Source organism: Paenibacillus cisolokensis, from assembly GCF_050481165.1.
GTDB lineage: Bacteria > Bacillota > Bacilli > Paenibacillales > Paenibacillaceae > Paenibacillus_AH > Paenibacillus_AH cisolokensis.
On record NZ_JBCNFP010000057.1, the window covers coordinates 34,011 to 59,300 of the forward strand.

Below are 25,290 nucleotides of genomic sequence, written 5' to 3' on the forward strand. Positions count from 1 at the left end.
CTTGCCTTCGGGGCGAGATCGGCTTTGCTTTTCATGTTCCTATTTTCTTTTGAGCATTCTTTTTCTTATCCACCAGACGATGACGGCAATGGCCGCAATGGCGATTCCGGCGTAGACGAAATTCGAGTAGATGTCCATATATTCGACAATCGTTTCCCACGATGCGCCGACCCTGGAGCCGACATAGATGAGTACGGCATTCCAGATGAACGATCCGACTGCCGTCAGCACGATGAAGACGCCGAAATTCATTTTGGCCATACCGGCCGGGATCGAAATGAGACTGCGGATCAAGGGGATGAACCGGCAGAAAAAGACGGTCCACAAGCCATATTTGGCGAACCAGTCGTTGGCCTTGTGCAAATCCTCGGGCGTCAGCCGCAAAATATGCCCCCAGCGCTTGACGATCTTCTCGAGCCGCTGAATGTCGAGCAGCGAACCGATCAAATACAGCAGGACGGCTCCGAACAGGGAGCCGACGGTCGAGGCGAGGATGACGCCGGGGACCGTCAAGCCGGTATACGTCGTCATGAAGCCGCCGAACGTCAAGATGACTTCGGAGGGGATCGGCGGAAACAGATTTTCGATCGCGATGAGAAGAAAAATGCCCATATACCCGAACTTGTCCATGACTTCCGTAATCCAATGTTCCATGATCGAACTCCTTTTTCGATTAGATCGGTATGGTCAGATCCGGTGCAGCTTTTTGCAGGCGGCGGCATCCATCGCTTTATAGACGATGAACAGCCCCATAAAGCTTGCGCCAAGGCAAATGCCGCGCTCTCCGCCTAAAGCGCAAGCGGCGGAGCGGTCCGAAGCGGCCCTCCGAAGACGAACGCGGCGGCATTGTTACAGAAATCGGTCAATGACAGCGACCGTCTGTTTCCAATCCGCTATATACTTATGCAGCAGCCTCGTCCCATCATCCGTAATCGAATAATATTTGCGTCTGCCTCCGTGACTGACGTCTCCCCAATACGATGTAACGGCCCCTTGTTTCTCCAGCCGCTTCAAGGATAAGTAGAGCGTCGCTTCCTGGATTTCGAAGCTGCCGTCCGTCCGCTCCTTGATCGCCTTCGAAATTTCGTACCCGTAATTTTCTTTCTCCGCAAGTATTGAGAGAATGAGCAGGTCGATGGTCCCTTTCAGCATCTCGGTATTCAAAGGCGGCCTCCACAATCAGTCCGAATTTCAAAAGACACGGACCATCATATTATAAGTTACTTAAAATGACAAGGTACTTGTATGCAGTACTTTTGGCATAAAATGATTGGGGAGTTCGAATGAAAGCGGGAAGCGACAGGCGACGCATGAGACGCAAGATACGCATGAGACGCATGAAACGAATGAGGCGAAAGATACGCAAGATAAGCATGAGGCGCCAAAACGGCCCTCCAGGGGAGGACCGTTAAGCGGTTAATAACAATGATAATAATACTTAAGATTACTTGGTAATGCTAAATAATACTTTCGGGTTTGCTGTCCGTGTATTCTTGTGTTTTCATTGCTTCAGCACCCAGCCGGCAATATCGTTAATGACTTCTTGCGAAACGTTGCCCGGTACGTTGTACTCATCAGGCGTATTTTCGCCCTCCCCTTCGTAATCGACGAAGAAATGGTTCAATCCGGGGTACAGCTTGAACGTCACGTTCGGCTTGCCGCCAAGCAGTTCGCGCCACAGGACGTAGTCTTTGTCCGGGTACACCTGGAAGTCGTCTTCACCTTGCAGCACGAGAACCGGTTTGCTCAGGCGGTCCGCATAGCTTGCCGGAAGCTTGCTGTCCATCTCTTTCAGATAATAAGCCGGCAATCCGAATACGGTTGTCGTCAGCGCCTCCTGCATGCTCATGTCCTGGAGCCGCTTGGCCTTCGCATATTCCGACTCGATCCATTGCTTGGTTTGTTCCTTCTTCGGGTCCTTGTCGTCCATAGCGGCGACAAAGGCGTTATTCTGATCGTACAAAATGTCGGCCAGCGATCTCGGCGAGCCGGCCAGCAGGATCAATCCGGCGAAATCGCCGCCTTCGGCATCGATTCGGGGCGCGAGAATGCCGCCGAGGCTGTGCCCGATCAGGTAGACGCGCGTCGGATCGATCCGCGGATCTTCCTTCAGCAGCTTGGCGGCGGCAATGGCGTCGTCCACCGTCTCTTCTTTCACCGTAATTTTCGCCGCCTGTTCGGGCGTCCACTTATTCGCATGCGCGTAAGTCCGCTTGTCGTAGCGCAAAACGGCAACGCCCTGTTCGCCAAGCCCCCAGGCGATGTCCCGGAACGTCTTGTAGCCGGCTACCGTCTCATCGCGGTCATGCGGTCCCGACCCGTGAACGAGTACGACGGCGGGAACCGGTCCTTTCGCGTTTTTGGGCAGCGTCAGCGTGGCGCCGAGCGGATAATCCGTTCCTTCCCCAATGACGGTCTCTTCTTCGACGACGCTTGCCGGCGCCTTGGCGTCATCGCCGGTCGTCACAAACTGCGCATACAGGCCGGTCAGCTGTTGCCGATCGTTCACCGCCAGCGTCAACTGCACATTTTTCAACTCGAAGTTCAGAATGGCGGTGATAAGGGTATTCCCTTGCGATTGCTCTGCGCTTACGTTTTCGATCCCCGTATAATCGCCGGCCTGCTTGTGGATTTGCTCCCATACCGGCCCCAGTTCGGATTCCGGTACCGCTTTCTTCAGTTCATCGTCAAAGTAGCCGTACAGTTCCTGATAGCGGCCGGATTCCAACAGATCGACCACGCGCTCCGCCAACTCCTCCGGCGTCAAAGCGGCGTTTCCGATCGATACCTCCAGCTTGTTCGCATCAAGCGACGTCGGATAGCCGAGAACGTCCCGGAAAAAGGACAGCGGCACATAGATCCGGTTATGCTTCGCCAGGGACGCTTGTCCGAACGAGCGCTGCTTCCCGTTGACGGTCGCGGTGCTGCTGCCGAGCCGGAAGACGACGGACGTATCGTCTCCGGAGAGGCGCACGGTGCCGGACGCTTTGTCGAACGCGATTTTCAGGCCGAGCGGTCCGGAGGCCGGCCTGAGCGGCAGCATCAGGACACCGCCGTTCTTGTAAGGCTGCGCGTCGGGGAAGACAACGTCTTTTCCCTTTACGCTTACTTTCACGCCGTTCGCCGACGCCGTGAACGGCAGTGCGGCGAGCAGCATCGTGGCCGCCAAGGCGGACGCGATCTGTTTCTTCATACCGAAATCCTCCTTGCATAAATGTTGGAAAAGATGTGTAATAAACTCATACGCAACCGTTTAAATTCGGTTTCGTTAGCTTGAGGCGTTGCGTGCGGCAAGATTTCAAATGGGAAGGGAGATTCGGCATATGCGCTGCAAAATCGGCATGCGGATTCCGCCGCGTATCGGCGGGGAAGGCATCGAAGCGGCGGCGGCCTGGGCCGCGGAAGCGGGGCTGGATGTACTGGATGTGCACGAACTGACGCCGGAAGTGAAACAAGCGGTCGAGCGGGCGGGGCTGACCGTCGGGTCTGTCGACGCCGCCAAAGTCGGCGCGCTGCTCAGCCGGGACGAACGGAGACGGATCGAGGCGGCGGAGTCGGTCAAGCGGCAAATAACGGACATGGCGGAGCTCGGGGCGAGCGTCATGTTCATGTGTCTCGTGCCGGAGGATATGACGTTACCGCGAAAAGAAGGGTTCGCGATCTGGAAAGAGACGTTCCCCGACATCGTGCGCCATGCGGAGCAGACGGGAGTCTACATCGCGATCGAAGGCTGGCCCGGGCCTGCGCCGCACTATCCGACGCTCGGCTGTACGCCGGAAATGTGGCGGGCGATGTTCGACGCCATCCCGTCGCGCCATTTCGGCCTCAATTACGATCCGTCCCATCTGGTGCGGCTCGGCATCGATTATTTGCGGGCGCTGACGGAGTTCGGAGAGCGCGTCCATCATTGCCACGGCAAAGATACGGAGCTGCTGCATGACGAATTGTACGAGTGCGGCGTATTGCCGGCTACATTCGGAGCGAAATACGGCTTCTCCGAAGGCTCCTGGCGCTATACGATACCGGGCCACGGCGAAGTCGAATGGGGCAAAATTGCCGTTCGCCTCGACCGTCTCGGCTACCAGGGGGCGATATGCATCGAGCTGGAAGATCACCGCTATTGGGGTTCGCTGGAAGCGGAACGCCAGGGCATCGTGAAGGCGGCGGAGCATTTGTCCCGGTATTTTCGCTAAATCATAGGAATGGGAGACCGGTAATAATGGGACAAAACGAGATACGATTCGATCCCGGCTCCCTGCCGGATCGTATACGGGACTTTGTCAAGGGAGCCCGGGCCTATGACTGTAGCTTCTCCGAAGCGGCCGTCACGCTGCGGATTGAAGGGGAAACCGTCATGTATCTGAAGATGAACGGTCGGGGCGCTCTGGAACGGGAGTGCGGCATGACCCGCTTTCTGCATAGCCGCAAGCTGGGCCCGGCGGTAATCGCCTACTGCTCGGATGAGAATCGGGATTATCTCCTGACCGAAGCCGTGGCAGGGGAAAACGGAATATCGCCGGGACATCTTGCGCATCCCGAAAAACTGGCGGCTGCGTTCGGCGAGCATCTGCGATTGTTGCACCGGCTTCCGACGGAGGGCTGCCCGTATCCGGGCCGAATGGCCGAAATGCTGGACAAGGCTGCCGCCAGCGGCCGGATCGGTCAGGCTGCAGCTCAACTTGAACGGATGCGGGAGCGTCTGGCCGACGATACGGTCATCCATGGCGATTATTGTCTGCCCAATATCGTCATGGAGCGCTACGCGTTCCGGGGATTTATCGATGTGGGGGACGGAGGCGTCGGCGACCGGCATTACGATTTGCATTGGGGCTTGTGGACGCTTCGTTACAACTTGAAGACGGATCGGTATGCCGATACGTTTCTGGATGCCTATGGGAAAGAGGATGTCGATCCGGAGCGGCTGGCGATGTGCGCTGCGCTTGCCGACTTGCAGGCAGATTGAATGGCAGGACGTTTGGGCAGACGAGAAGATGCTTGAGCGGAAAGGAAGGATCGGCGGGGCAGACGGATGCAGGCGGTTGTTGCTGTCGACGTCCGTCTGCCTGTCGGCCGATCGACGGTCAGCGGGTCGTTTCGTTTGCTTGAATAGGGTATGGGGGTATGTTATAATGGCAACCAAAGGAGGCGAGTCGCATGAGCGCAGACAACGTGGAAATCGAATCGGCGAATGAGCGGTCGGCTTCGGACCCGGAATGCTGCTCCCACGAAGGAACGGCGCGGAAGAGCCATCATTCGGATAAAGTCAAGAACAGCCTGATCAACCGGTTGAACCGGATCGAAGGCCAGATTCGCGGCATTAAAGGGTTAATCGAAAAAGACACCTATTGCGACGACGTGCTGAATCAGATCGCTTCCGTTCAATCGGCCCTGAACGGCGTTGGCAAGCTGCTGCTGGAAAACCATATGAAAAGCTGTGTCGTCGAACGCATTCAGGAAGGCGACATGGACGTGTTGAACGAACTGATGATTACGATGAACAAACTGATCAAATAGCCTGCAACCGCCGTACTCGGTTTGCGCCAGTGAAGCAGCATCGGATGCTGCTTTTTATATTATAGGGTACAGGGGTACCGTAAAAAAATAATTGACTTATATAGGGTAGAGGGGTATACTACATACGAAGAAACGGATACGGCATGACCCGACATACGGATGGTTGACCGCCACCATGCGGCGAGCCACGCGCCGGGAGTCGAGCGCGGCGAAAAGTCGTCGGGAATAATGCCGGCCACGAATAAATCGGCTGCGATAAGAAAGGATGAGGAATATGACAAATATTAAACTTCAGGTAAACGGGATGAGCTGCCGTCACTGCGTCGTCTCCGTCGAGGGAGCGTTGAAGGATATCGGGGCGTCCGGCAAAGTCGATCTCGAAAACGGCACCGTAGAGGTGACTTATGACGAAAACCGGATCACGACCGAGCAAATCAAGGCGGCAATCGAGGAACAAGGCTACGACGTCGTATGAACGCCTGTACAAGTAAGGAGTGAACGGAAGTGGAAGCAAGCGCGGGGAACCATGACAGGCAAGCGACTTTGCAAATCACCGGCATGACTTGCGCGGCATGTGCCAACCGGATCGAGAAAGGCCTGAGCAAAATAGACGGCGTCACATCCGCCAATGTCAACTTGGCGTTGGAACAAGCGAGCGTGACATACGATCCGGCGAAAGTGGATGCGGCCCGTCTCGAAGCGGCGATCAACAAGCTGGGTTACGGCACGGTCAAAGAAACGGCTGAATTCAGGCTGGAAGGGATGACGTGCGCCGCCTGCGCGAATCGGATCGAGAAAGGTCTTGGCAAACTCCCCGGCGTAACGAACGCTTCCGTCAACTTTGCGCTGGAGACGGCTCGCGTCGAATACTTGCCGGGCGAGGTTTCGATCTCCGATATGCAGCAAAAAGTGTCGCAGCTCGGCTATAAAGCGATCGAGAAGCGGGAAGAACGCCCCGAAGACGACCGGCGTGCGCACGAAATCCGGCGCCAGAAACGGAAGTTTCTCGTTTCGGCCATTCTTTCCTTTCCGCTTCTATGGTCGATGGTCGGGCATTTCTCGTTCACTTCATGGATCTATACGCCGGATATTTTTATGAATCCGTGGTTTCAACTTATATTGGCCACTCCGGTACAATTTTATATCGGACAACCGTTTTATACCGGTGCCTATAAGGCGCTGCGCAACGGCAGCGCAAACATGGACGTGCTGGTCGCGCTCGGGACTTCCGCGGCTTATTTCTACAGCCTGTATTTGACGATCGACTGGTATTTGCAGGGCGGCAACGTCCATCACGGGCCTTCGCTGTACTATGAGACGAGCGCGGTGCTGATTACGCTGGTCGTGATGGGCAAATGGTTCGAGTCGCTCGCGAAGGGCCGGACATCGGAAGCGATCAAATCGCTCATGGGCCTTAAGGCCAAGACGGCGCTCGTCGTGCGCGGCGGGCAAGAGCTGGCGTTGCCGGTGGAAGAAGTCATCGTCGGGGATATTGTGCTGGTGCGCCCTGGCGATAAAGTACCGGTAGACGGCGAAGTGCTGGAGGGCGAATCGTCGGTGGATGAATCGATGCTGACCGGCGAAAGTCTTCCCGTCGAGAAGAAGCCCGGAGATACGGTAATCGGCGCAACGATCAACAAAAACGGCATGCTGCGGATCCGAGCGACGAAGGTCGGCAAAGAAACGGCACTCGCGCAGATCATTAAAGTCGTGGAGGAAGCGCAAGGCTCCAAAGCGCCGATTCAGCGTGTGGCCGACGTGATCTCCGGCATTTTCGTGCCGATCGTCGTCGGCATTGCGGCAGTTACGTTTCTGGCATGGTTCTTCTTCGCAGCGCCGGGTAATTTCGCCGCCGCGCTGGAAAACGCGATTGCGGTGCTGGTCATCGCATGCCCTTGCGCGCTCGGGCTGGCAACCCCGACATCGATTATGGCGGGATCCGGACGCGCCGCCGAGCTCGGCATTCTGTTCAAAGGCGGCGAGCATCTGGAGCTAACCCATAAAATCGACACGATTGTACTGGACAAAACCGGAACGGTGACGCACGGGAAACCGAAGCTTACCGATGTGGCGGCGGAAGGCGACGAGACCGAATTTCTTCGCCTTGTCGGCGCGGCGGAGAAAAACTCGGAGCATCCGCTTGCGGAAGCGATTGTCGCAGGCATTCGGGAGCGCAATGTCGAGTTGCCGGAAGCGCAATCGTTCGAAGCGATCCCGGGCTTCGGCATTAAAGCCGAGGTCGAAGGCCGCAGGTTGCTTGTCGGCACCCGCCGGCTGCTTGCGACATACGGGGTGGAAGCCGCACATGCCTACGATGCGATGTCGCGCCTGGAGGAGGCCGGAAAAACGGCTATGCTGGTCGCGATCGACGGCCGTTATGCCGGTATGGTGGCGGTAGCGGATACCGTCAAGGAAACATCGAAGGCGGCGGTCGGCAGGCTGAAAGAAATGGGCATCCAGGTCATTATGATGACAGGCGACAACGAACGGACGGCCAGAGCGATCGCGGCGCAAGTGGGCATCGAGCACGTCCGTGCGGAAGTGCTGCCCGAAGAGAAAGCGGAGCAAGTGAGAAAGCTGCAAGCGGAAGGCAAAAAGGTTGCCATGGTCGGAGACGGCATTAACGATGCGCCGGCGCTGGCGACGGCCGATATCGGCATGGCGATCGGCACGGGGACGGACGTCGCGATGGAAGCGGCCGACGTCACGCTGATGCGCGGCGATCTGGCGAGCATTCCGGACGCGATTTACATGAGCAGGAAGACGATGCGCAATATCCGGCAAAATTTGTTCTGGGCGCTCGGCTACAATACGCTCGGCATACCGATAGCCGCTGCCGGGCTGCTCGCGCCTTGGGTGGCGGGTGCGGCAATGGCGTTAAGCTCGGTATCCGTCGTCCTCAATGCGCTGCGGCTGCAGCGCGTCAACATTCGCCATTAAGCGACAGCAAGGCCGCTTGTTTTCATATTGAAACGGAGGTTTTCAACCGAATGAAACGAAACATGATATGGATCCCGGCGATTCTCGTCCTCGTCCTCTTGTCCGCCTGCGGCAATGGAAACGGCCATAGTGTTCCGACAGGACATGAATCGGGCTCGGAAGAGGCCCATGAGAAGCATGCCGGCGGCCATGGAGGAGAGGATACCGGCAGTCATGTGGGGGAGCGTGCCGATAACCATGAGGGTGAAGACGGTCATGGAGCGCATGGCGAGCATGGCGCGCATGACGCGGACGAGCAAGCGGACTCCGGCCGCTTCCAGGCATCGTTCACGTTCGGCGGGGACGGCGCCGAAGCCAGCGAGAACGCCGAATTGACCGTGCAAATCACCGACCGTAACGGCAACCCGGTCAACGATTTTGACCTCAACCACGAGAAACTGCTGCATCTGATCATCGTCAACCGCGATCTGTCGTTCTACAATCATATCCATCCGGATTTCATCGGAGACGGCAAATTTACAGTCGCCACTTCTTTTCCGGAGGGCGGGAATTACAAGCTGTTTGCGGATTTCGTTCCGAAGGGCGAAGCCGGCGTGACGCTTAACGACTGGGTGAACGTGAAGGGCAAAGCCAGCGGGCATAAGGCCGTAGAGGCCGATCCGGAGCTGGTGAAAGAAGTAAATGGCAAACAAATCGAGCTTGCCATCAGCAGCACGAAACCGAAAGAGGACGCTACGCTGACGTTCACCATTCGCGATGCGGAGACGAAGCAGGGCATTAACGACCTGGAGCCGTATTTGGGCGCCGTCGGCCATGTCGTCATTCTGTCCGCCGATGCGGAGCAGTACATTCATGTTCATCCGCTCGACGAGAAATCGACCGGTCCGGAAGCGCAGTTCATGACCGAGTTCCCGGCAGCGGGCCTCTATAAAATCTGGGGAGAGTTCCAGCATCGGGGCAAGGTGTTTACGGTTCCTTTTGTCGTCGAAGTGAAATAAAGCCGTTCGATTGGCGGGCTTAAGGAGCATGGTCGCGGGAAAGTTTCAGCGAAAATTTCGGGGGCGAATCGGATAAGGGGCTGGCCGTTGACCGGCCCATTTTTATTGAAAGCCTGCAAAAGTACATCTTTTTCGGGCTGTATTACCCGTTTTCGACGAAATTCCTGCAAAAATACATCTTCTGGAGGACGGAACATCGGATTCGAACGATTGGAATAGTCGTTTCCTGCACAATTGCAGTTTTTTAACCTTCATGCGCGAATTTCGCCTCAAAAAACTGCATTATCGCAGGATTTCATCTTTTATGCCGACCTTCTATGCCGACTGTGTGCGACGACGAAAGGGTTGCCGAAGGACTGGTATGATCGAAGCCGCAAGCAAGGTGTCTGCAAGCACGCAGTTTGTGCTGATGTTGCCGACGGGCTTGTGTGATCGAACCGCCATCGGAACCGGCATGCGGCTTTTCTAACTTTGCCTCGTTGATATGCTGCCTTGATAAAATGATGCTTCGATGCTATACGAAATGATTCTCGTATTCTTGTTCCACTCCGGGCTTAACCGGGAGCATATCGGCTTCCAGCAAAAAATGAATCTTTCCTTCCAATCCCACCCTTCCCGATCTCGCCTCCAGACAAAAGTCCGGGTCCGCCGCCCGCCGAAGGTCCGGACCGAAATACACCTGTCGGCGGTATGCCGGACCAAGCGTCTCTCGCTACAATGACAATGGCATTGCACTCAAATAGCAATGGAGGAATTGTCGTGTATGCGATAGCAACGCAAACGGAACTGGGGCTTCTGTTCCTGCTCCTTGCCATGAGCGCCATCGCGGCGATCAAAGCGTCCGGGCTGTTGTACGACCGTCCGGTCGCCAAATTGCGCCGCAAGGCGCAAAAGCTGCGCTTCTGGGCGATCCTGGTGTCGCTGCCCGCCGTCATGGCCGCTGCGGCGGTCGTTTATATGGTTTTTGCGCTCGAACCGGTGTTTTGGCTCGATCGGCTGCTGCTGCATGTTCCGCTGCTTCTCATCCCCGCCGCATCGATATGGCTGTTGTCGGTTCCGAGGCTGCGTAGGCTGCTGCTGGCCGCCGATGGCGGAATGGGCGATCCGCAGGACTGGAGCCGTCGGGCGAGCGATCCGGGCATTGCCGGGCCGTTCCGCTGGATGCTGCTCGGCGCGCTCGGCGCTTTCTATTTCAGCTTGCGTCCCCCGGTCCCTTTCGAGTGGACGGAAGCGGCCGTTCCGCTCGTCGCGATACTCGGTGCGGCCGCTCTCCTGTGGTTCCCGCAGGCTGCGAGACATCGGGCCGCCAATCGGCCCGGCGGGGGCGTCTCCCTGCAACCGGGATGGGTTCACGCATTGCGCCGCCTGAGCATGCTGCTTGCCTGCGCCGGTATTGCGGTCGTTCCGTTCTCGCTGGCGATGCAGAACAGCAAGCTGCCTGATCGCCTCGCGATGGCCGAGGGTCCCGCCGATTTCGGCACAGGAGCGGCATTGGCGGCGTATGCCGGGTATGAAGGACATTCCGGACACGATGGGCTCGGCGCGTCGCAGACGGCTCAGCCGAATGCTGCTACGCCGGTTTCGGTGACGGAACTGACCGGGCCGCGCGCCGGCAAACCCGACCGCACGATCACCTTGACCGCCATGAAGAAGACGGTCCGGCTAAGCTCCGGCAAAACGGTGGATGCCTGGACGTTCAACGGGCAAATCCCCGGGCCGGAAATCCGGCTCAGGGAAGGAGAACTGGTGGAAGTGAAGCTCGTCAACGAAGACATCGAGCAGGGCGCCACGATCCACTGGCACGGCCTCGACGTGCCGAACGCCGAGGACGGCGTCGCCGGCGCCACCCAGGACGCCGTCATGCCGGGCGAGACGCATACGTACCGCTTTCGCGCCGAACAGGTCGGCACGTTCTGGTACCATTCCCACCAAAACTCGAGGGAGGCCGTATCGAAAGGACTATTCGGACCTTTGATCGTCGAGCCGAACACGGCAGATGCTCGGAAAACCGCGGACATCACGGTGATGACGCACCTGTGGGATGGCACGTTCGCAGTAGGGGATGCCGATGGCATCCGCAAGGAAACGATCGCCCCCGGAACGCCCGTCCGGTTGCGGCTCATCAATACGGTCGACTGGGTCAGGCAGCGGTACGAGCTGGCCGGGACATCGTTTCGGGTGACGGCCATCGACGGCACGGAACTGAACGATCCGGGCGAGCTTTCGAACGTGCGGCTGACGCTGACGACCGGCGGGCGGTACGACATCGCGTTTACGATGCCGCATCATCCTGTCTTTTTGCGGGTCGGCGGCAACGACTCGCTCGGCGTCCTGATGAGCCCGGACGGAGTAGGCGACGCGCCCGCGGTCTCCTCGTACGGCGAGTTCGACCCGCTGCATTACGGCCGTCCGGCCCCCGTTGCGTTCGGACCGGACAGCGATTTCGACCGGGAGTTTACGATGCTCCTCGACAACAAGCTCGGATTTTACGACGGGCAGTTCGAGATGCTGTACACGATGAACGGACACGTGTTTCCCGATACACCCATGTTCATGGTGCGCGAAGGGGAACTGGTCAAGACGACCATCGTCAATCGCGGGGCGGCCGATCACCCGATGCATCTGCACGGACATCACATGCTCGTCTTGTCCCGCAACGGGGAACGGGCGTCCGGCTCGCCGTGGTGGTCGGATACGCTTGACGTGCAGCCGGGTGATGTATACGAGGTCGCATTCAAGGCCGACAATCCGGGCATCTGGATGGATCACTGCCACAACCTGACGCATGCCGCGATCGGCATGACGATGCATCTGATGTACGAAGGCGTGACGACGCCGTTCGAAGTCGGCCGGGCAACCGGCAATCATCCCGAGTGACGGAGACGCTGCCTGCCGCTGAACTGGCTTTCGTACAGGTCGGCGTAAAATCCGCCCCTGGCGAGAAGCTGCTCGTGCGTTCCCTGCTCGATAACAGAACCTTTGTTCATGACCAAAATGAGGTCGGCGTCGCGGATCGTGGACAATCGGTGGGCGATGACGAAGCTGGTCCGCCCTTTCATCAGCTCGTTCATCGCCTGCTGAATGTGGATTTCGGTCCGCGTATCGACGCTGCTCGTCGCCTCGTCCAGGATCAGAATCGCCGGATCGGCGAGAATGGCCCGGGCGATCGTCAAAAGCTGCTTCTGTCCTTGCGAAATGTTGGTGGCTTCTTCGTTCAGCACCGTGTCGTAGCCTTCCGGCAAGGTCCGGATGAAATGGTCGGCATACGCCGCTTTCGCCGCTTCCACAACTTCCTCATCCGTCGCCCCGAGCCGGCCGTAGGCGATATTGTCGCGAATCGTGCCGTTGAACAGCCACGTATCCTGCAGCACCATGCCGAACATGCCGCGCAGATGGCCGCGTTTCATTTGGGTAATATCGGTGCCGTCGATCGTAATGCGCCCGCCGTTCACCTCGTAGAAGCGCATGAGCAGGTTGATCAGCGTCGTTTTTCCGGCGCCGGTCGGTCCGACGATGGCAACCGTCTGCCCCGATTTCACATCGATGTTCATATCCTCGATCAGCGGCGCGTCTTCCTTATAGCCGAACTTGACATGCTCGAACCGGACGTCGCCTTTCGGGCGGGAAATCTCGGCGGTATGCGCGGGCTCCGCAACTTCCTCCGGTTCGTCCAGCAGCTCGAATACCCGTTCGGCCGAAGCGATCGTCGATTGAATGATATTGGCGATTTGAGCCGTTTGCGTAATCGGCATCGTGAACTGCTTCGAATATGAAATGAATGCCTGCACGTCCCCGATGGTGATGGCCTTCCGCATGACGAGAATGCCCCCGGCGACCGCGACGAACACATAGCCGAGATTGCCGACGACGTTCATAATAGGCATGATCGTGCCGGAAATAAATTGCGCGCGCCAGCTCGCATCGTACAGCCGGTCGTTCACTTCCCGAAAGCGGCCGACCGATTGACGCTCCCGCCCAAAAGCTTTAACGACCGCGTGGCCGGTGAACATTTCCTCGACATGGCCGTTCAGCTCCCCGATCGATTGCTGCATGCTCCGAAAATGCTTTTGCGACCGCATCGTAATCTGCCGGATCGCGATCAAGCTGATCGGCAGCGTGACGACGACGATGAGCGTCATAAGCGGACTGATCGACAGCATCATGACGATGACGCCGATCAGCGTCACGAACGCCGTAATAAATTGCGTCAGGCTTTGCTGCAGCGTCGAGCTGATGTTGTCGACGTCGTTGACGACGCGGCTGAGCGTTTCGCCGTGCGTGCGGGAATCGAAATATCTGAGCGGCAGCCGGGCCAGCTTCTCGTTCACGTCCTTGCGCAGGCGATAGACGATTTTTTGCGATACGCCGGCCATAATATATTGCTGCACATAGCCGAAAATCGCGCTCAACACATAAAGACCCGCCAGCAGAAGCAGAATGTCGGCGATATAGCCGAAGTCGATCCGGGCGTTCGGATCGCCTTGTATCCTGCCCATCATGCCTTCGAAGATGGCCGTCGTGGCGTTGCCCAAAATTTTCGGGCTGACGATCGAGAAGATGGTGCTCAGGATGGCGGTCAGCAGGACGACAAGCAGCGCGGCTCGATGCGGCTTCAGGTAGCCGACGAGCCGGCGGAACGTGCCCTTGAAATCCTTCGGCTTCTGTCCCGGCATGCCCATCATGCCCGGACCGCCGCGTCCTCCCGGGCCGAAGCCGAATCCCGGCCCCGGGCCGCCGCCCTGCTTGCGGCCTGAGCCGCCCGGTCCTCCGGGACCGCCCGAGCCTTGCGCGTTGTGACGCTGGTCGCTCATGCGATCTCCTCCTCCGAAAGCTGGGATGCGACGATCTCGCGGTATACCGCAGACGTTTGCAGCAGCTCTTTGTGCGTTCCTTCGCCGACGATCCGCCCCTCGTCGAGCACGATAATCCGGTCCGCGTCCATGATCGTGCTCACCCTCTGGGCGACGATAATGACGGCCGCGTCCTTCGTTTCGGTGCGGAGCGCTTCTCTCAGCTTGGCGTCGGTTTTGTAATCGAGCGCGGAGAAGCTGTCGTCGAACAGATAGATGCCGGGCTTCCGGACGAGCGCCCGGGCGATCGACAGCCGCTGCTTCTGGCCGCCCGATACGTTCGTGCCGCCTTGGGAGATCGGGGAATCGAAGCCGTCCTTCATTTCCGAAATAAACTCGGTCGCCTGGGCAACGTCGGCCGCATGGCGAACCTCCTCATCGGTCGCGTCCTCTTTGCCGTAACGGATGTTTTCGGCGATCGTTCCGGTAAACAGCACCGCTCTCTGCGGGACCAGTCCGATCCGCGCCCGCAGCTCCTCTTGCGTCATCTGACGGACATTCACGCCGCTTACGAGCACTTCCCCTTCCTCGGCGTCGTAGAAGCGCGGAATAAGGTGGAGCAGCGTCGACTTGCCCGACCCGGTCCCGCCGATAATGGCGGTCACTTCCCCGGCGTTCGCCTTGAAGGTAATACCGGACAGCGCGGGCATTTCCGCGCCGGGGTAGCGGAACGTCACGTTCCGGAACTCCACGGAAGGCTTCGCTTCGGCCGCGCCGGACCCGTCGGCCTCGTCCCGGATGCCCGGCTTCATGTCGAGCACTTCGTTGATTCTCGCCGCTGAAGCGGCGGCGCGCGGAATCATGACGAACATCATCGAGGCGAACATCAGCGCGAACATGATCTGCCAGGAATATTGGATAAAGGCGATCAGATCGCCCACCTGCATGCGGCCGGCTTCGATCCGGATGCCGCCAAACCATATGATCGCGATGGCGGCCGCGTTCATGACGAGCACCATTACCGGCATGACGAACGCCATAATCCGGTTCACCCGTACGGCCGTAGCGGTCAGATCACGGTTGGCATCGTCGAATCGTTCCTGCTCGTAGGCGGTCCGGTTAAAGGAGCGGATAACGCGGATGCCGGTCAAATGCTCGCGCAGGACGAGGCTGAGCTTGTCGAGCTTCGTCTGCAGCGACCTGAACAGCGGGCCGCCTTTGCGGAAGACGAATACCATGAACCCGGCCAATACGGGGACGATGGCGACGATGACAAGCGACAGGGTGGCGTCTCTCGACACGGCCATGACGATGCCGCCGATGCACATCATCGGCGCCATGACGACCACGCGCATCATGATCGTCAGGACATTATAAACTTGCGTGATGTCGTTCGTCGTCCGGGTAATGAGCGAGGCGGTGCCGATCTTGTCGAATTCGCCCAGCGAGAAGGTTTCCGCATGCGCGAACAGCCGGTTTCTCACATCCCGGGCAAAGCCGCCGGCAGCTTTGGCCGACCACAAGCTCGCCAGCACCGCGCAGACGCCGCCTGAAGCCGCGACCAGAAGCATTAGCCCGCCGACGCGCCAAATGTAAGGGGTGTCGCCGTAGACGACGCCGCGGTCGACAATGTCGGCCGTCAACGTGGGCAAATAGAGTTCGGCCAGAGACTGGAAGAAAACGGCCGCCAATACGCCGGCGACGAGCCAGCGATACGGTTTCATGAAACGCAGCAATTTGATCATCGTTCCTTGTTCACCTGCTTTCTCATCGTTTCGGTTATTGCTCCGGCTCCCGGTGCGGCGGGCAGGGAAACGGGCAATTGCCGTCGCCGTAATAGTCGAATACGTCCTCCAGCAACTCCAGAAGCAGCCGGCTGCGATCTTCGCCCAAATGGGCGATCAGCCCCTTCATGTCTTCCAGCATCGCTTTATCCGCCAATTCCGTCAGGCGGTTACCGGCTTCGGTCAGCCGAATTCTGACAGCTCGCCGGTCGTCTGGATCGACGCTTCGCTCCAGCAAGCCTCTCGCCTCGAGCACGTTGACCATCTGGGTGACGGACGGCGAAGAAATGCGGAGGAGACCGCTTAACTCGGACGCTTTCAAGCCGGGGGAATCCTTCCCCATGCTTCGTCTCAGGACGAGAAGCAGAATTGTCTCGCTGTTCGTGCAGCCTTCGATCATCGGCCCTCTGGCATGAAACTGAATGTGCCGCAGCTTCCGAAATGCGCGGAGGAGCGCCAGTGAAGTTTGGTCGTCGCGGTTCATCGCTATGATCGGCTCCTTCCCTTTTATTTAACTAGGTACTAAATAATTTATTTAGGTAAGTTAAGTTTATGGACCGGAAAGCCGAATGTCAAGCGCCCGACACCGCTTCATTGGCGTCAGACTTTGCATCAACAATATAAGCGCGTTATTTAAACGGAATATAAACTGCCTCGTATTTCCAAAAATAGCGCTTCCAAAATACTGCAATCCGAATATAATGAAAACAAACGGTCGAAAAGGAAAAGGAGAGGCGCGGATGAGACGGAAAATGGTCAATTCCCCGATCACGTACGCGTTCGGCATGCTGGCCATGATGGTTCCGGTCCAGGCGTTCAGCGCGTTTTACAGCTACTATTACGTTGAAAAGCTCGGACTCGGCATCGGCCTGGCTACGCTTGCCCGTACGATTTACCTGATCTGGGACGCGGCGAACCAGCCGCTGTTCGGTTATTGGTCGGACCGCACCCGCACCCGTTACGGCCGGCGCAAGCCATGGATTTACGCTTCGATGCCGCTGTTCGTCCTGACCTTCGTCATGGTGTTCGCCGTTCCGGAAGGGACGAAGGGAATGGACCTGTTCTATTGGTTTCTCGTCTCTCTGCTGCTTTACGAAACGGTATCGACTGTGCTGTGGGTCAATTACGGCGCGCTGTTCCCGGAGCTGTTCCGCGGGGACAAGCCGCGCGCCAAAGCTTCGGCGGTGCAGCAAGCTTTTCAGATCGTCGCGCTGCTCATCGGCACCGCGCTGACGCCGATCATTTTTACCGAATACGGGTTTCGCAATATGGCGCTGCTGTACTCGCTCGTGTTTATTGTGTTTATGTGGATTTGCATGTGGACGGTAAGGGAGCGCGAGGATGCCCGCAAGGTGGAGCCGCTGAAGTTCGCGGACGCGTTTCGCGCGACATTGAAAAACAAAAATTTCTGGATTTTCAACCTGGCCAACTCGTTCGCCCAAACCGTCAACGGCCTGCTCAGTTCGATTATTCCGTTTTACGCCAAATATGCGCTCGGCATTCCGGAATCGCAAACATCCATCCTGCTGGCCTCGGTCTTCGTCTCGGTGATTCCGCTCGTCGCGGTCTGGTACTTCGTCGTGCGGAAGCTGGGGGGACGGAGAGGGTGGCAGTTGTCGCTGGCGGTGTACGGCTTGTCCGTCATTCCGCTCTGGTTCGCGCAAGGACTTGGCGGAGGCATCGCGGCCGGCGTTATGGCAGGCTTCGGTCTGGCGGGTTTTCTCGTTTCTCCGGCCGTTCTGAGCAGCCGGATCGTCGATCTGGATGCGGCCGTTACCGGACGGCGGCGGGAAGGGGTCTACACGGCCGTTGCCGGATTCATTACCAGGTCGAGCGGGCTTATCTCCGCCGTCGCGTTCTGGATCGTCGGTCTGCTCTTCGGCTATGTGAGCGGCGATAATCCGGGGCCGAACCCGGAAGCGACGTTCCGTTATCTCATCAGCGCCGTGCCGTTCGGGCTGCTGCTCGTCGCCTTTCTGATCTCGCTTATGATCCGCAGAGGACCGCTGGACGATCCGCAAAAGGATAATGGATGAGGTGCAGGGGGGCGCTGAGCCATCCGCAAAAGGTTAACGGAAGAGGTTCAAAGGGACGCTGGAAGATAGGTACAGGGGGTATTGGAAGAGGTGCAGGGCTGCTGGAAGAGGTGCAAAGGGGTAACGGAATGAGCCGACCCCGGTTGTGAAGGAAGCGTTTTTTGCTTATAAGAAGCGGGTTTTCGGGAGAGGGAGAAGTTACAATAACACGAAATAACACTAAGTATTACTTATTTGAATTCTATGAGTGTTCCAAAGTAATTCTAAGTATTACTTATAGTGTGGGCGCCATTTTGTCAGGAACGAATTTCGCTATTGTACCGGCAGCAACGCTGCAGTATAATAGTTGAAAAATTGAAATAATTGGAGGCATCGTGCCCGTGATGATGATGGCGGTTTTTTTGACAGTATGCGTTCATTCCAACTGAACTGCATAACGATTGCGACCTTTAGGAAGTCGGCGCCCCTGAAATGGGAGGGGTTATATTGCCGTGCCCGAAGGCTGCACTGTCGAATGAACCGAATCGTTTATCGCCGCTTTCAAAAGAAACCGCGACTGAGCGTTTGTTCATGCGCGGTTTTTTGCGTTCTTTCCATATCGAAAACGGAAGGATGGGGTATTCACGATGATCCGTTATTTCGCAACCGTTCTGCCCGGTCTGGAAACCGTGTTGAGTGATGAAATAAAAATGAAAATAACCGATGCTCATATATTGGAATCCGCCAGAGGAAAGGTGTTTTTCGCCTCGGCCTGTTCCCTGGACCGATTAATGGCTTTGCGGACGGCGGACAATTTGTACCGGGTGATCGATCGTTTCGAGGTCGGCCCCCACCGTATTCATTTGCCGGCGCTCACCGAGCGGATTGCCCGGCTCGACCTTTCATTTGCCATGAACGGTCGGGCGGGAGAGCGATGTTTCCGGGTCAACGCAAGTCGCCGCGGCAAGCAATCGTACAGCCGTTTCGAGGCGGCGGAGGCCGCCCGGGCCGGCATTGCAAAACGTTACAAGGACTGGCGTTTCGGCGAGGCGGATGAGTCGAACGTGGAGTTTCGGCTGGATATCGACGACAGCGAGGCGACGTTCTCGTTGCGGTTGACGGATGCCGCCTTTCGTTACCGGGGGGCGGACAGGCAGTTTGCGCCGGCTGCCCTGCGTCCGCCCGTTGCCCATGCCATGGTGCGGCTGTCCGACCCGGAAGAAGCAGATGTTTTTGTCGACCCGTGCTGCGGTTCGGGCACGATTGTCGCGGAGCGGTTGCAGTATCCGTATGCGCGCATCGCCGGTGGCGATCTGTCGCCGGAAGCGCTGAAGGCCGCGCTGGTTAATGTGAAGGACCGCCCGAACATCGATTTGCGGGAATGGGATGCCCGCCGTCTGCCGCTCGATGCGGGCAGCGTCGACAAGGTCGCGGCCAACTTGCCGTTCGGCGTTCAGATCGGCCGGAAGGAGGACATTCCCGAATTGTATCGCGGGCTGCTTAAGGAGACAGGGCGCATCCTGCGCAAAGGAGGCGTCGCCGTTATGCTGACCGAATGCCCGGAAGAGCTGCTTGCCTCGGCGGAAGCGGCGTCGCTGTTGTGCGTGCGCACGATAACGGTCAGCCTGAAGGCTCATCGGCCGACGCTCTTCCTTCTGCGGCGCGGGTAGCGAATCGGTCATGAAGGTGACGGGTCCGGTCCGCCTTCAATCGCCCAAATAGACATTGAGCGGATGCGCGCGTTTCTCGGGCGCGACGGCGGGGGCAAGGTACAGCCGATGCAGCCGGGGATCGGCGTACCGCTCCCGATATTCGGACGGCCTCACGCCTTTCCATCTTTTGAAGGCGCGGCAAAAGTAAGCTTCGTTGCGGAATCCGACGCGAAACGCGATCTCCTTGACAGACGAGGCCTCCAGCAACAAATATTCGCAGGCGCGATCGATTCTCCGACGGATCACTTCCTGCTTGGGCGGAAGCCCGACGGCGGCCGTAAAGACGCGGGTAAAATATTCATGCGTCCAGCCCGCGCCTGCTGCAAGCGCCGGAATGGAGAGCTCGGTCTCGAGATGCTCGTCAATGTGCGCGAGCGCCCGGATGATCTGCGGCGGCAGACCCGCCGCCGGTACGGAACGCTGATCGTACCGCGCCGGCAGCGCGGCCGATGCGGCGAGCTCGTCGAGGGCCACTTGCAGGAGCGCGGCGCATCGAGAGCGCCAACGATCCGGCTGTGCGGCGGCCAGCGCGAGCGCCGAAGCGACAAGCTGCACCACGAGCGGGGCGCGGTCCGCCGGGACGTGCGCCGGAATGCTGCGGATCGGATGATCGTGCGGCAACGGAGCATCGCCGTCTTGATCCAGCATGAAATGGATAAATTGGTGGCGTATCGGCTGATCCGAGTCGAATATATACGCATGTTCGATGCCTGGCGGTGTCAAAATCAGACAAGGGCCTGCGAGCGCGAATGTCTGATCCGCGATTTGGTAACGGGTGCGCGAGCCTGACGGAAAGTATACGAGCTCGTAGTCGCGAATCGTCCGGGGGCCGAGCGTCCAGCCCGGTCGAATGACGAAATCGCCGCCGATTCTGTACCGGGGCAGGAAGCCCCGGGCGGTGAAGCCCATTTCGCTGCCGGAACGTTCCGGATCGGTTGGCAGCATCGTTTTCGCCTCCTGTTCGTCCTTTATCGGTTCTTGTATCGGTCTTGATAACAGTATATACGAATCGCTTGTTCCTTGGAGATCAAATTCGTGCAACACTTTCCCGCTGGCGTTCATTGTTGGCCGTTTCGCTCGTGAATATAATGAAGGACAAAGCAAGGCGACACGAATGCGCAAGGAGAGTGGAGGAAGATGATCTCGTTTACCGGCATTGCGAACCCGTACGCGCTCGGAGCTTACAGTATTGAAAAAAATGTGCAAATATTGCAGCGCTACCGTTACTTGCACGAAGCATTGGCGCGGACGGCTGCCGGCCAGCTGCCGGCGCGCGGCGATTGGGACTTAAAGCTCGGTCTGTGCCGGCACCTGTACGAGGATGCCGAAGCGGCGGAGTCGCTGCGCAAGCGGATTCCCCAAATGCGGACATCCGCGGCTGTGCTGAACAAGGAGCCGGACCCGTGTCTGACGCTGCTGATGGATGAGCTGATACACGCGCGCAACGACTACGAGTTGGCCGTCGGCATTTACGGCATTATCCGTCCGGCGATGTTGGCTGCATATCGAAATCATATGGCGAGGACGCAGCAAATCGTCGACCAGCCGACGATCCGGGTGCTGCGGCAGGCCGCTTACGATCTGGAAGAGCAGGTGCGATGGGGAGAAGAGCTGCTGGAGGCGTTGAGGAGCGCAGGCGCGTATGACGAGGCCGCGACGGCATCGTTCGCCGCCAAGCTGCAAGCTTGTCTCGATGCGGCTGGCGGCGTCGACGGGCAGGGCGAGCGGTCGAAGGATATTCCGGTCCGCGACCGTTCGCGCGAGCCGTACCGGCTGCCGCATCGCTCGGTTCGCGATCCGCGGAGCATGGGACCGACGACGCTGGCCCGAACCGGGTCGCCGCTCAAGACCGGCGACCCGGTCGAACGGGAGCTCGTCATGAAGATGCGCGTCCGGCAGGAGGAGATGACCGCCTGCGAACTGATCGCGGCTGTCTATTACAGCCAGCGCAATATGCCCTGGGCATTCTATTATGATCTGGCGCGGCATATCTGGGACGAGGCGCGCCATGCGATGTTTGGGCAAGCGGCGCTGGAAGCGGACGGCTACGAGTGGAAATCCCGGCCGCAGTACACGTCGGACTACGATGTGAATGCGCCGAAGCTGCCGGGCGCCCAATATACGTGGCTTAGCATCGGCATCGAGGAAGGCGCGATGATTTCAAACGGGAAGAAGAAGGAATACGAATGGTGCCGGGATGTGGCCAAACATCCGCTGATGGCGCAGTTTCAGGATTACGACTGGGCTGACGAAGTGGTGCACGCGAACTTCGGGCGGCGCTGGTCACCGGAGCTGATGGGTGAGGAGCTGCCGTTCGTCCGGGAAGTGGCAAAGCGCGAGCTTGACCATTTTTGGGGCGAAGTCGGCGCTGCCCAGCAGCAATGGGAAGCGGAAGCGAAATAGCGTGCAGGAGGGGAGGGGCCTTGATTGCAAGGTTCCTTCAGGTGCGCTATACGGGCGAGCGTTGCGCATGAGCGGCGGCATAAGGCCCTGGAGGTGCGCAAGCGCGCAACCGTACGTTCTGTCGGGCTCGTCCACCACGCCACCCAACCGGCGGAATCGCGGCCGCTGAAACGGCTGCTGCCGGTTAACGGACGCGAATCGTTCATCGAGGCATCGTTGAAGTAAACGTCAAAGCAATCCATGAACAGGCTGCCGCCGGGCGGCCTGTTTTTCATTGCAGAGCCGCCGGTTTAACATTGCCAGAATTTATTGACAAATCAAGTTTGTCAGGTATAATAATAATGAGTTGATTGATAATGAATATCATTATCTATGAAGAGTAGGGAAGCGCGTGAACGACATATGAAGAAACGTTATTTAACGGCGGCATTGATCGTTTTATCCGTCTGCTCGGTATTTATCGGGGTCAAAGATATTTCTCCGCTCGATTTGTTCAGCCTGACGGAGCAGCAGATTCAGATTTTGCTCGTCAGCCGGCTTCCCCGACTCGTCAGTCTGATCATTGCCGGCACGAGCATGAGCATTATCGGTCTCATTATGCAGCAGTTGACACGCAACAAGTTCGTCTCGCCGACGACGGCCGGCACGATGGATTCGGCCCGCCTCGGCGTGCTCGTCGCGCTGATGCTGTTCACGTCCGCGGCGCCGCTGCTGAAGATGGCCGTCGCATTTGTGTTCGCGCTGGCCGGCACGATCGTTTTCATGAAGATTTTGGACAAAATCAAGTTCAAGGATGCGATCTTCATTCCGCTTGTCGGCCTGATGTTCGGCAATATCATCAGTTCCATCACGACGTTCTTCGCCTACAAGAACGATCTCATTCAGAACATTTCGTCCTGGTTGCAGGGAGACTTTTCGATCGTGATGAAAGGCCGCTACGAGATGCTCTATCTGAGCATTCCGCTGATGGTTATCGCTTACCTGTACGCCAACCGGTTCACCGTAGCCGGAATGGGCGAGGACTTTTCGAAAAATCTCGGTCTGAATTACCGTCAGGTCGTCAACATCGGCCTTATTCTCGTCGCCGCGGTATCTTCCGTCGTACTGCTGACGATCGGCACCATCCCGTTTCTCGGGCTCATCATTCCGAATATTGTGTCGATTTATCGGGGCGACAATTTGAAAAACAATTTGTCTCATACCGCCTTGCTCGGCGCCGTCTTCGTCATCGCTTGCGACATTCTGGGCCGCGTCATCATTTATCCGTACGAAATTCCGATCGGTCTGACAGTCGGCGTTATCGGAAGCGGTATCTTCCTTTATTTGCTGATGAGGAGCAGGGCCTATGCATCCTAAAGGTAAAATCGCCGCGCTCGCCGCGTTCGCCCTGCTGCTGATCGCCGCATTCGTTTTCTATAAATCGGGGACTAACTGGGATTACGTTCTGCCCCGCCGGCTCGTCAAAATTGCGGCTATCGCGCTGACCGGCGCAGCTATCGCTTTCGCGACGATGGTGTTTCAGACGATTACGAACAACCGGATATTGACGCCGAGCATTATCGGGCTCGATTCGCTATATATGCTGATTCAGACGTTTATCATTTTCGTCTTCGGCTCCATGAGTCCGATGGTGATCAACAAAAGCGTCAATTTCTTCATTACCGTCGGGCTTATGATGATCTTTGCGGCGCTGCTGTACAAGGTGCTGTTCAAAGAAGGGCGAAACCTGTTTTTCCTGTTGCTTGTCGGGATTATTTTCGGCACTTTTTTCGGCAGCATATCGACATTTTTGCAAGTACTGATCGACCCGAACGAGTTCCTGATCGTGCAGGACCGCATGTTCGCAAGCTTCAACAATGTCAATACCGATATATTGGCGCTGGCGTTTGCCTTAACGGCGCTGACGATACTTTACGCGATGCGGTATGCCAAATATTTGGATGTGCTGTCGCTCGGCAGGGACCATGCCATCGGACTAGGCGTTCCTTACGACCGCACCGTTCGCCGGCTGCTGATCGTCGTCGCGGTGCTGATCGCGATCTCGACCGCGCTCGTCGGTCCGATTACGTTTCTCGGCCTGCTTGTCGCGAACGTCGCGCACGAGTTGTTCCGGACTTATCGCCACTCCTACTTGCTGACCGGTTCGGTACTGATCAGTGTCATCGCGCTCGTCGGCGGGCAGTTCGTCGTCGAGCGTGTGTTCACGTTCTCAACGACGCTGAGCGTCATTATCAATTTCATCGGCGGCGTATATTTCTTGTATTTGCTGCTCAGGGAGAGTAAAGCATGATAGAAGTCAGAGACGTCACGAAGCTGTATGGAGGAAGGCCGGTCGTCGACAGCGTCTCGGTCGCGATCGCCAGGAACCAAATCACTTCGTTTATCGGCCCGAACGGAGCGGGGAAGAGCACGCTGCTGTCGATGATCAGCCGGCTCGCCGACAAGGACCGCGGCGAAATCTTCATCAACGACCGGGAGATTGGCCGCTACAAGAGCAACGAACTGGCCCGGACGGTCTCGATACTCAAGCAGACGAACCATATCAATATCCGCTTGACGATCCGCGATCTGGTCAGCTTCGGCCGGTTCCCGTATTCGCAAGGGAGGCTGACGAAGGAAGACTGGCGTTATGTGGACGAAGCGATCCGGTATATGGAGCTTGAAGATATCGAAAACAAATATTTGGACCAGCTGAGCGGCGGTCAGCGCCAGCGCGCTTTCATCGCGATGGTGCTGGCGCAGGATACCGAATACGTGCTGTTGGACGAACCGCTCAATAACCTGGACATGAAGCATTCGGTTCAAATTATGAAAGTGCTTCGCCGGATGGTCGACGAATTGGGCAAGACGGTCGTGCTTGTGCTCCATGATATCAATTTTGCATCGTGCTACTCGGACTATATCGTGGCGCTCAAGGGCGGAAAAATCGTCCGGGAGGGGCCGACAGCCGACATTATCGATACGCCGGTGCTGCGCGAGGTATACGACATGGAGATCCCGATCGAGACGATCGGCGGCAACCGGATCGGCATTTATTTCTCGTAACCGGGCAACAAATCCAGGATTTCAATTTTTTTACTATATCATTTTATTTTTTAAAGTCCAGCGGTAATATGTCAAGTCCCTGATTCGTG

The 25,290-nt window shown here is 57.6% G+C and carries 21 protein-coding genes; 14 read left to right on the forward strand and 7 right to left on the reverse strand.

Annotated features, from left to right (window positions below):
- Positions 1-39 precede the first annotated feature (39 nt).
- The 3 genes from ABEV74_RS09930 to ABEV74_RS09940 form a co-directional block, all read right to left on the reverse strand.
- Positions 40-654: a DedA family protein gene (locus ABEV74_RS09930; RefSeq protein ID WP_430145616.1), complete on the reverse strand. Its 615-nt coding sequence runs from the start codon at positions 652-654 to the stop codon at positions 40-42.
- A gap of 195 nt (positions 655-849) precedes the next feature.
- Entirely contained in the window at positions 850-1,164 is a 315-nt protein-coding gene (locus ABEV74_RS09935) for a PadR family transcriptional regulator (RefSeq protein ID WP_062489916.1), read from the reverse strand.
- Positions 1,165-1,501: 337 nt separating this feature from the next.
- On the reverse strand, positions 1,502-3,193 hold the full coding sequence (locus ABEV74_RS09940) for an alpha/beta fold hydrolase (protein WP_430145619.1): 1,692 nt from the start codon (positions 3,191-3,193) through the stop codon (positions 1,502-1,504).
- Positions 3,194-3,323: 130 nt separating this feature from the next.
- On the opposite strand from ABEV74_RS09940, the gene ABEV74_RS09945 reads away from it, so the two are divergent.
- The 7 genes from ABEV74_RS09945 to ABEV74_RS09975 all read left to right on the forward strand — a co-directional run bounded on the left by ABEV74_RS09945 (position 3,324) and on the right by ABEV74_RS09975 (position 12,329).
- Entirely contained in the window at positions 3,324-4,193 is an 870-nt protein-coding gene (locus tag ABEV74_RS09945; protein WP_430145622.1) for a sugar phosphate isomerase/epimerase family protein, read from the forward strand.
- A 26-nt stretch (positions 4,194-4,219) separates the two neighbouring features.
- Positions 4,220-4,963, forward strand: coding sequence for an aminoglycoside 3'-phosphotransferase (locus ABEV74_RS09950; RefSeq protein ID WP_430145625.1), 744 nt, complete (start codon positions 4,220-4,222; stop codon positions 4,961-4,963).
- 191 nt (positions 4,964-5,154) lie between these two features.
- The gene (locus ABEV74_RS09955; RefSeq protein WP_082655008.1) at positions 5,155-5,514 is read left to right on the forward strand and encodes a metal-sensitive transcriptional regulator; all 360 of its coding nucleotides are present in this window, start codon (positions 5,155-5,157) and stop codon (positions 5,512-5,514) included.
- A gap of 274 nt (positions 5,515-5,788) precedes the next feature.
- Positions 5,789-5,989: a cation transporter gene (locus ABEV74_RS09960; RefSeq protein WP_213531085.1), complete on the forward strand. Its 201-nt coding sequence runs from the start codon at positions 5,789-5,791 to the stop codon at positions 5,987-5,989.
- A gap of 29 nt (positions 5,990-6,018) precedes the next feature.
- Positions 6,019-8,454: a heavy metal translocating P-type ATPase gene (locus ABEV74_RS09965; protein ID WP_430145629.1), complete on the forward strand. Its 2,436-nt coding sequence runs from the start codon at positions 6,019-6,021 to the stop codon at positions 8,452-8,454.
- Between the two features lie 50 nt (positions 8,455-8,504).
- A complete protein-coding gene (locus ABEV74_RS09970; RefSeq protein ID WP_430145632.1) occupies positions 8,505-9,452 on the forward strand; it encodes a hypothetical protein in 948 nt (315 codons plus the stop codon).
- A 759-nt stretch (positions 9,453-10,211) separates the two neighbouring features.
- On the forward strand, positions 10,212-12,329 hold the full coding sequence (locus tag ABEV74_RS09975) for a multicopper oxidase family protein (RefSeq protein WP_430145634.1): 2,118 nt from the start codon (positions 10,212-10,214) through the stop codon (positions 12,327-12,329).
- On the opposite strand, the gene ABEV74_RS09980 is transcribed toward ABEV74_RS09975, so the two are convergent.
- From ABEV74_RS09980 to ABEV74_RS09990, 3 genes are read right to left on the reverse strand one after another with little or no spacing between them, the layout of a single operon-like run.
- Positions 12,317-14,263 (reverse strand): ABC transporter ATP-binding protein, encoded by a 1,947-nt coding sequence (locus ABEV74_RS09980; protein ID WP_430145638.1) that lies wholly within the window; start codon positions 14,261-14,263, stop codon positions 12,317-12,319. The genes ABEV74_RS09975 and ABEV74_RS09980 overlap by 13 nt on opposite strands.
- Entirely contained in the window at positions 14,260-15,987 is a 1,728-nt protein-coding gene (locus ABEV74_RS09985; protein WP_430145641.1) for an ABC transporter ATP-binding protein, read from the reverse strand. Before ABEV74_RS09985 ends, ABEV74_RS09980 begins: the two co-directional genes overlap by 4 nt.
- A gap of 34 nt (positions 15,988-16,021) precedes the next feature.
- Positions 16,022-16,510: a MarR family winged helix-turn-helix transcriptional regulator gene (locus tag ABEV74_RS09990; RefSeq protein ID WP_430145644.1), complete on the reverse strand. Its 489-nt coding sequence runs from the start codon at positions 16,508-16,510 to the stop codon at positions 16,022-16,024.
- A 256-nt stretch (positions 16,511-16,766) separates the two neighbouring features.
- Between ABEV74_RS09990 and ABEV74_RS09995 the strand changes: the two genes are divergently transcribed.
- Both ABEV74_RS09995 and ABEV74_RS10000 read left to right on the forward strand, forming a co-directional pair.
- Complete coding sequence (locus ABEV74_RS09995) at positions 16,767-18,062, forward strand: MFS transporter (protein ID WP_430145646.1); 1,296 nt, start codon at positions 16,767-16,769, stop codon at positions 18,060-18,062.
- Between the two features lie 626 nt (positions 18,063-18,688).
- Complete coding sequence (locus tag ABEV74_RS10000; RefSeq protein WP_430145648.1) at positions 18,689-19,711, forward strand: methyltransferase domain-containing protein; 1,023 nt, start codon at positions 18,689-18,691, stop codon at positions 19,709-19,711.
- Positions 19,712-19,747: 36 nt separating this feature from the next.
- Here ABEV74_RS10000 and ABEV74_RS10005 read toward each other — a convergent pair whose 3' ends face one another.
- Positions 19,748-20,698, reverse strand: coding sequence for an AraC family transcriptional regulator (locus ABEV74_RS10005; protein WP_430145650.1), 951 nt, complete (start codon positions 20,696-20,698; stop codon positions 19,748-19,750).
- Positions 20,699-20,890: 192 nt separating this feature from the next.
- Between ABEV74_RS10005 and ABEV74_RS10010 the strand changes: the two genes are divergently transcribed.
- The 5 genes from ABEV74_RS10010 to ABEV74_RS10030 all read left to right on the forward strand — a co-directional run bounded on the left by ABEV74_RS10010 (position 20,891) and on the right by ABEV74_RS10030 (position 25,201).
- Complete coding sequence (locus tag ABEV74_RS10010) at positions 20,891-22,156, forward strand: hypothetical protein (protein WP_062489947.1); 1,266 nt, start codon at positions 20,891-20,893, stop codon at positions 22,154-22,156.
- A gap of 24 nt (positions 22,157-22,180) precedes the next feature.
- Complete coding sequence (locus ABEV74_RS10015; RefSeq protein WP_430145653.1) at positions 22,181-22,381, forward strand: hypothetical protein; 201 nt, start codon at positions 22,181-22,183, stop codon at positions 22,379-22,381.
- A 177-nt stretch (positions 22,382-22,558) separates the two neighbouring features.
- Complete coding sequence (locus tag ABEV74_RS10020; RefSeq protein ID WP_430145656.1) at positions 22,559-23,512, forward strand: ABC transporter permease; 954 nt, start codon at positions 22,559-22,561, stop codon at positions 23,510-23,512.
- Positions 23,502-24,446 carry an iron chelate uptake ABC transporter family permease subunit gene (locus ABEV74_RS10025; RefSeq protein ID WP_430145659.1) on the forward strand — a complete coding sequence of 315 codons (945 nt, stop codon included), beginning with the start codon at positions 23,502-23,504 and terminating at the stop codon, positions 24,444-24,446. The genes ABEV74_RS10020 and ABEV74_RS10025 overlap by 11 nt, the downstream gene beginning before the upstream one ends.
- Positions 24,443-25,201, forward strand: a complete 759-nt coding sequence (locus ABEV74_RS10030; protein WP_430145662.1) for an iron ABC transporter ATP-binding protein — start codon at positions 24,443-24,445, stop codon at positions 25,199-25,201. The genes ABEV74_RS10025 and ABEV74_RS10030 overlap by 4 nt, the downstream gene beginning before the upstream one ends.
- Positions 25,202-25,290 lie beyond the last annotated feature (89 nt).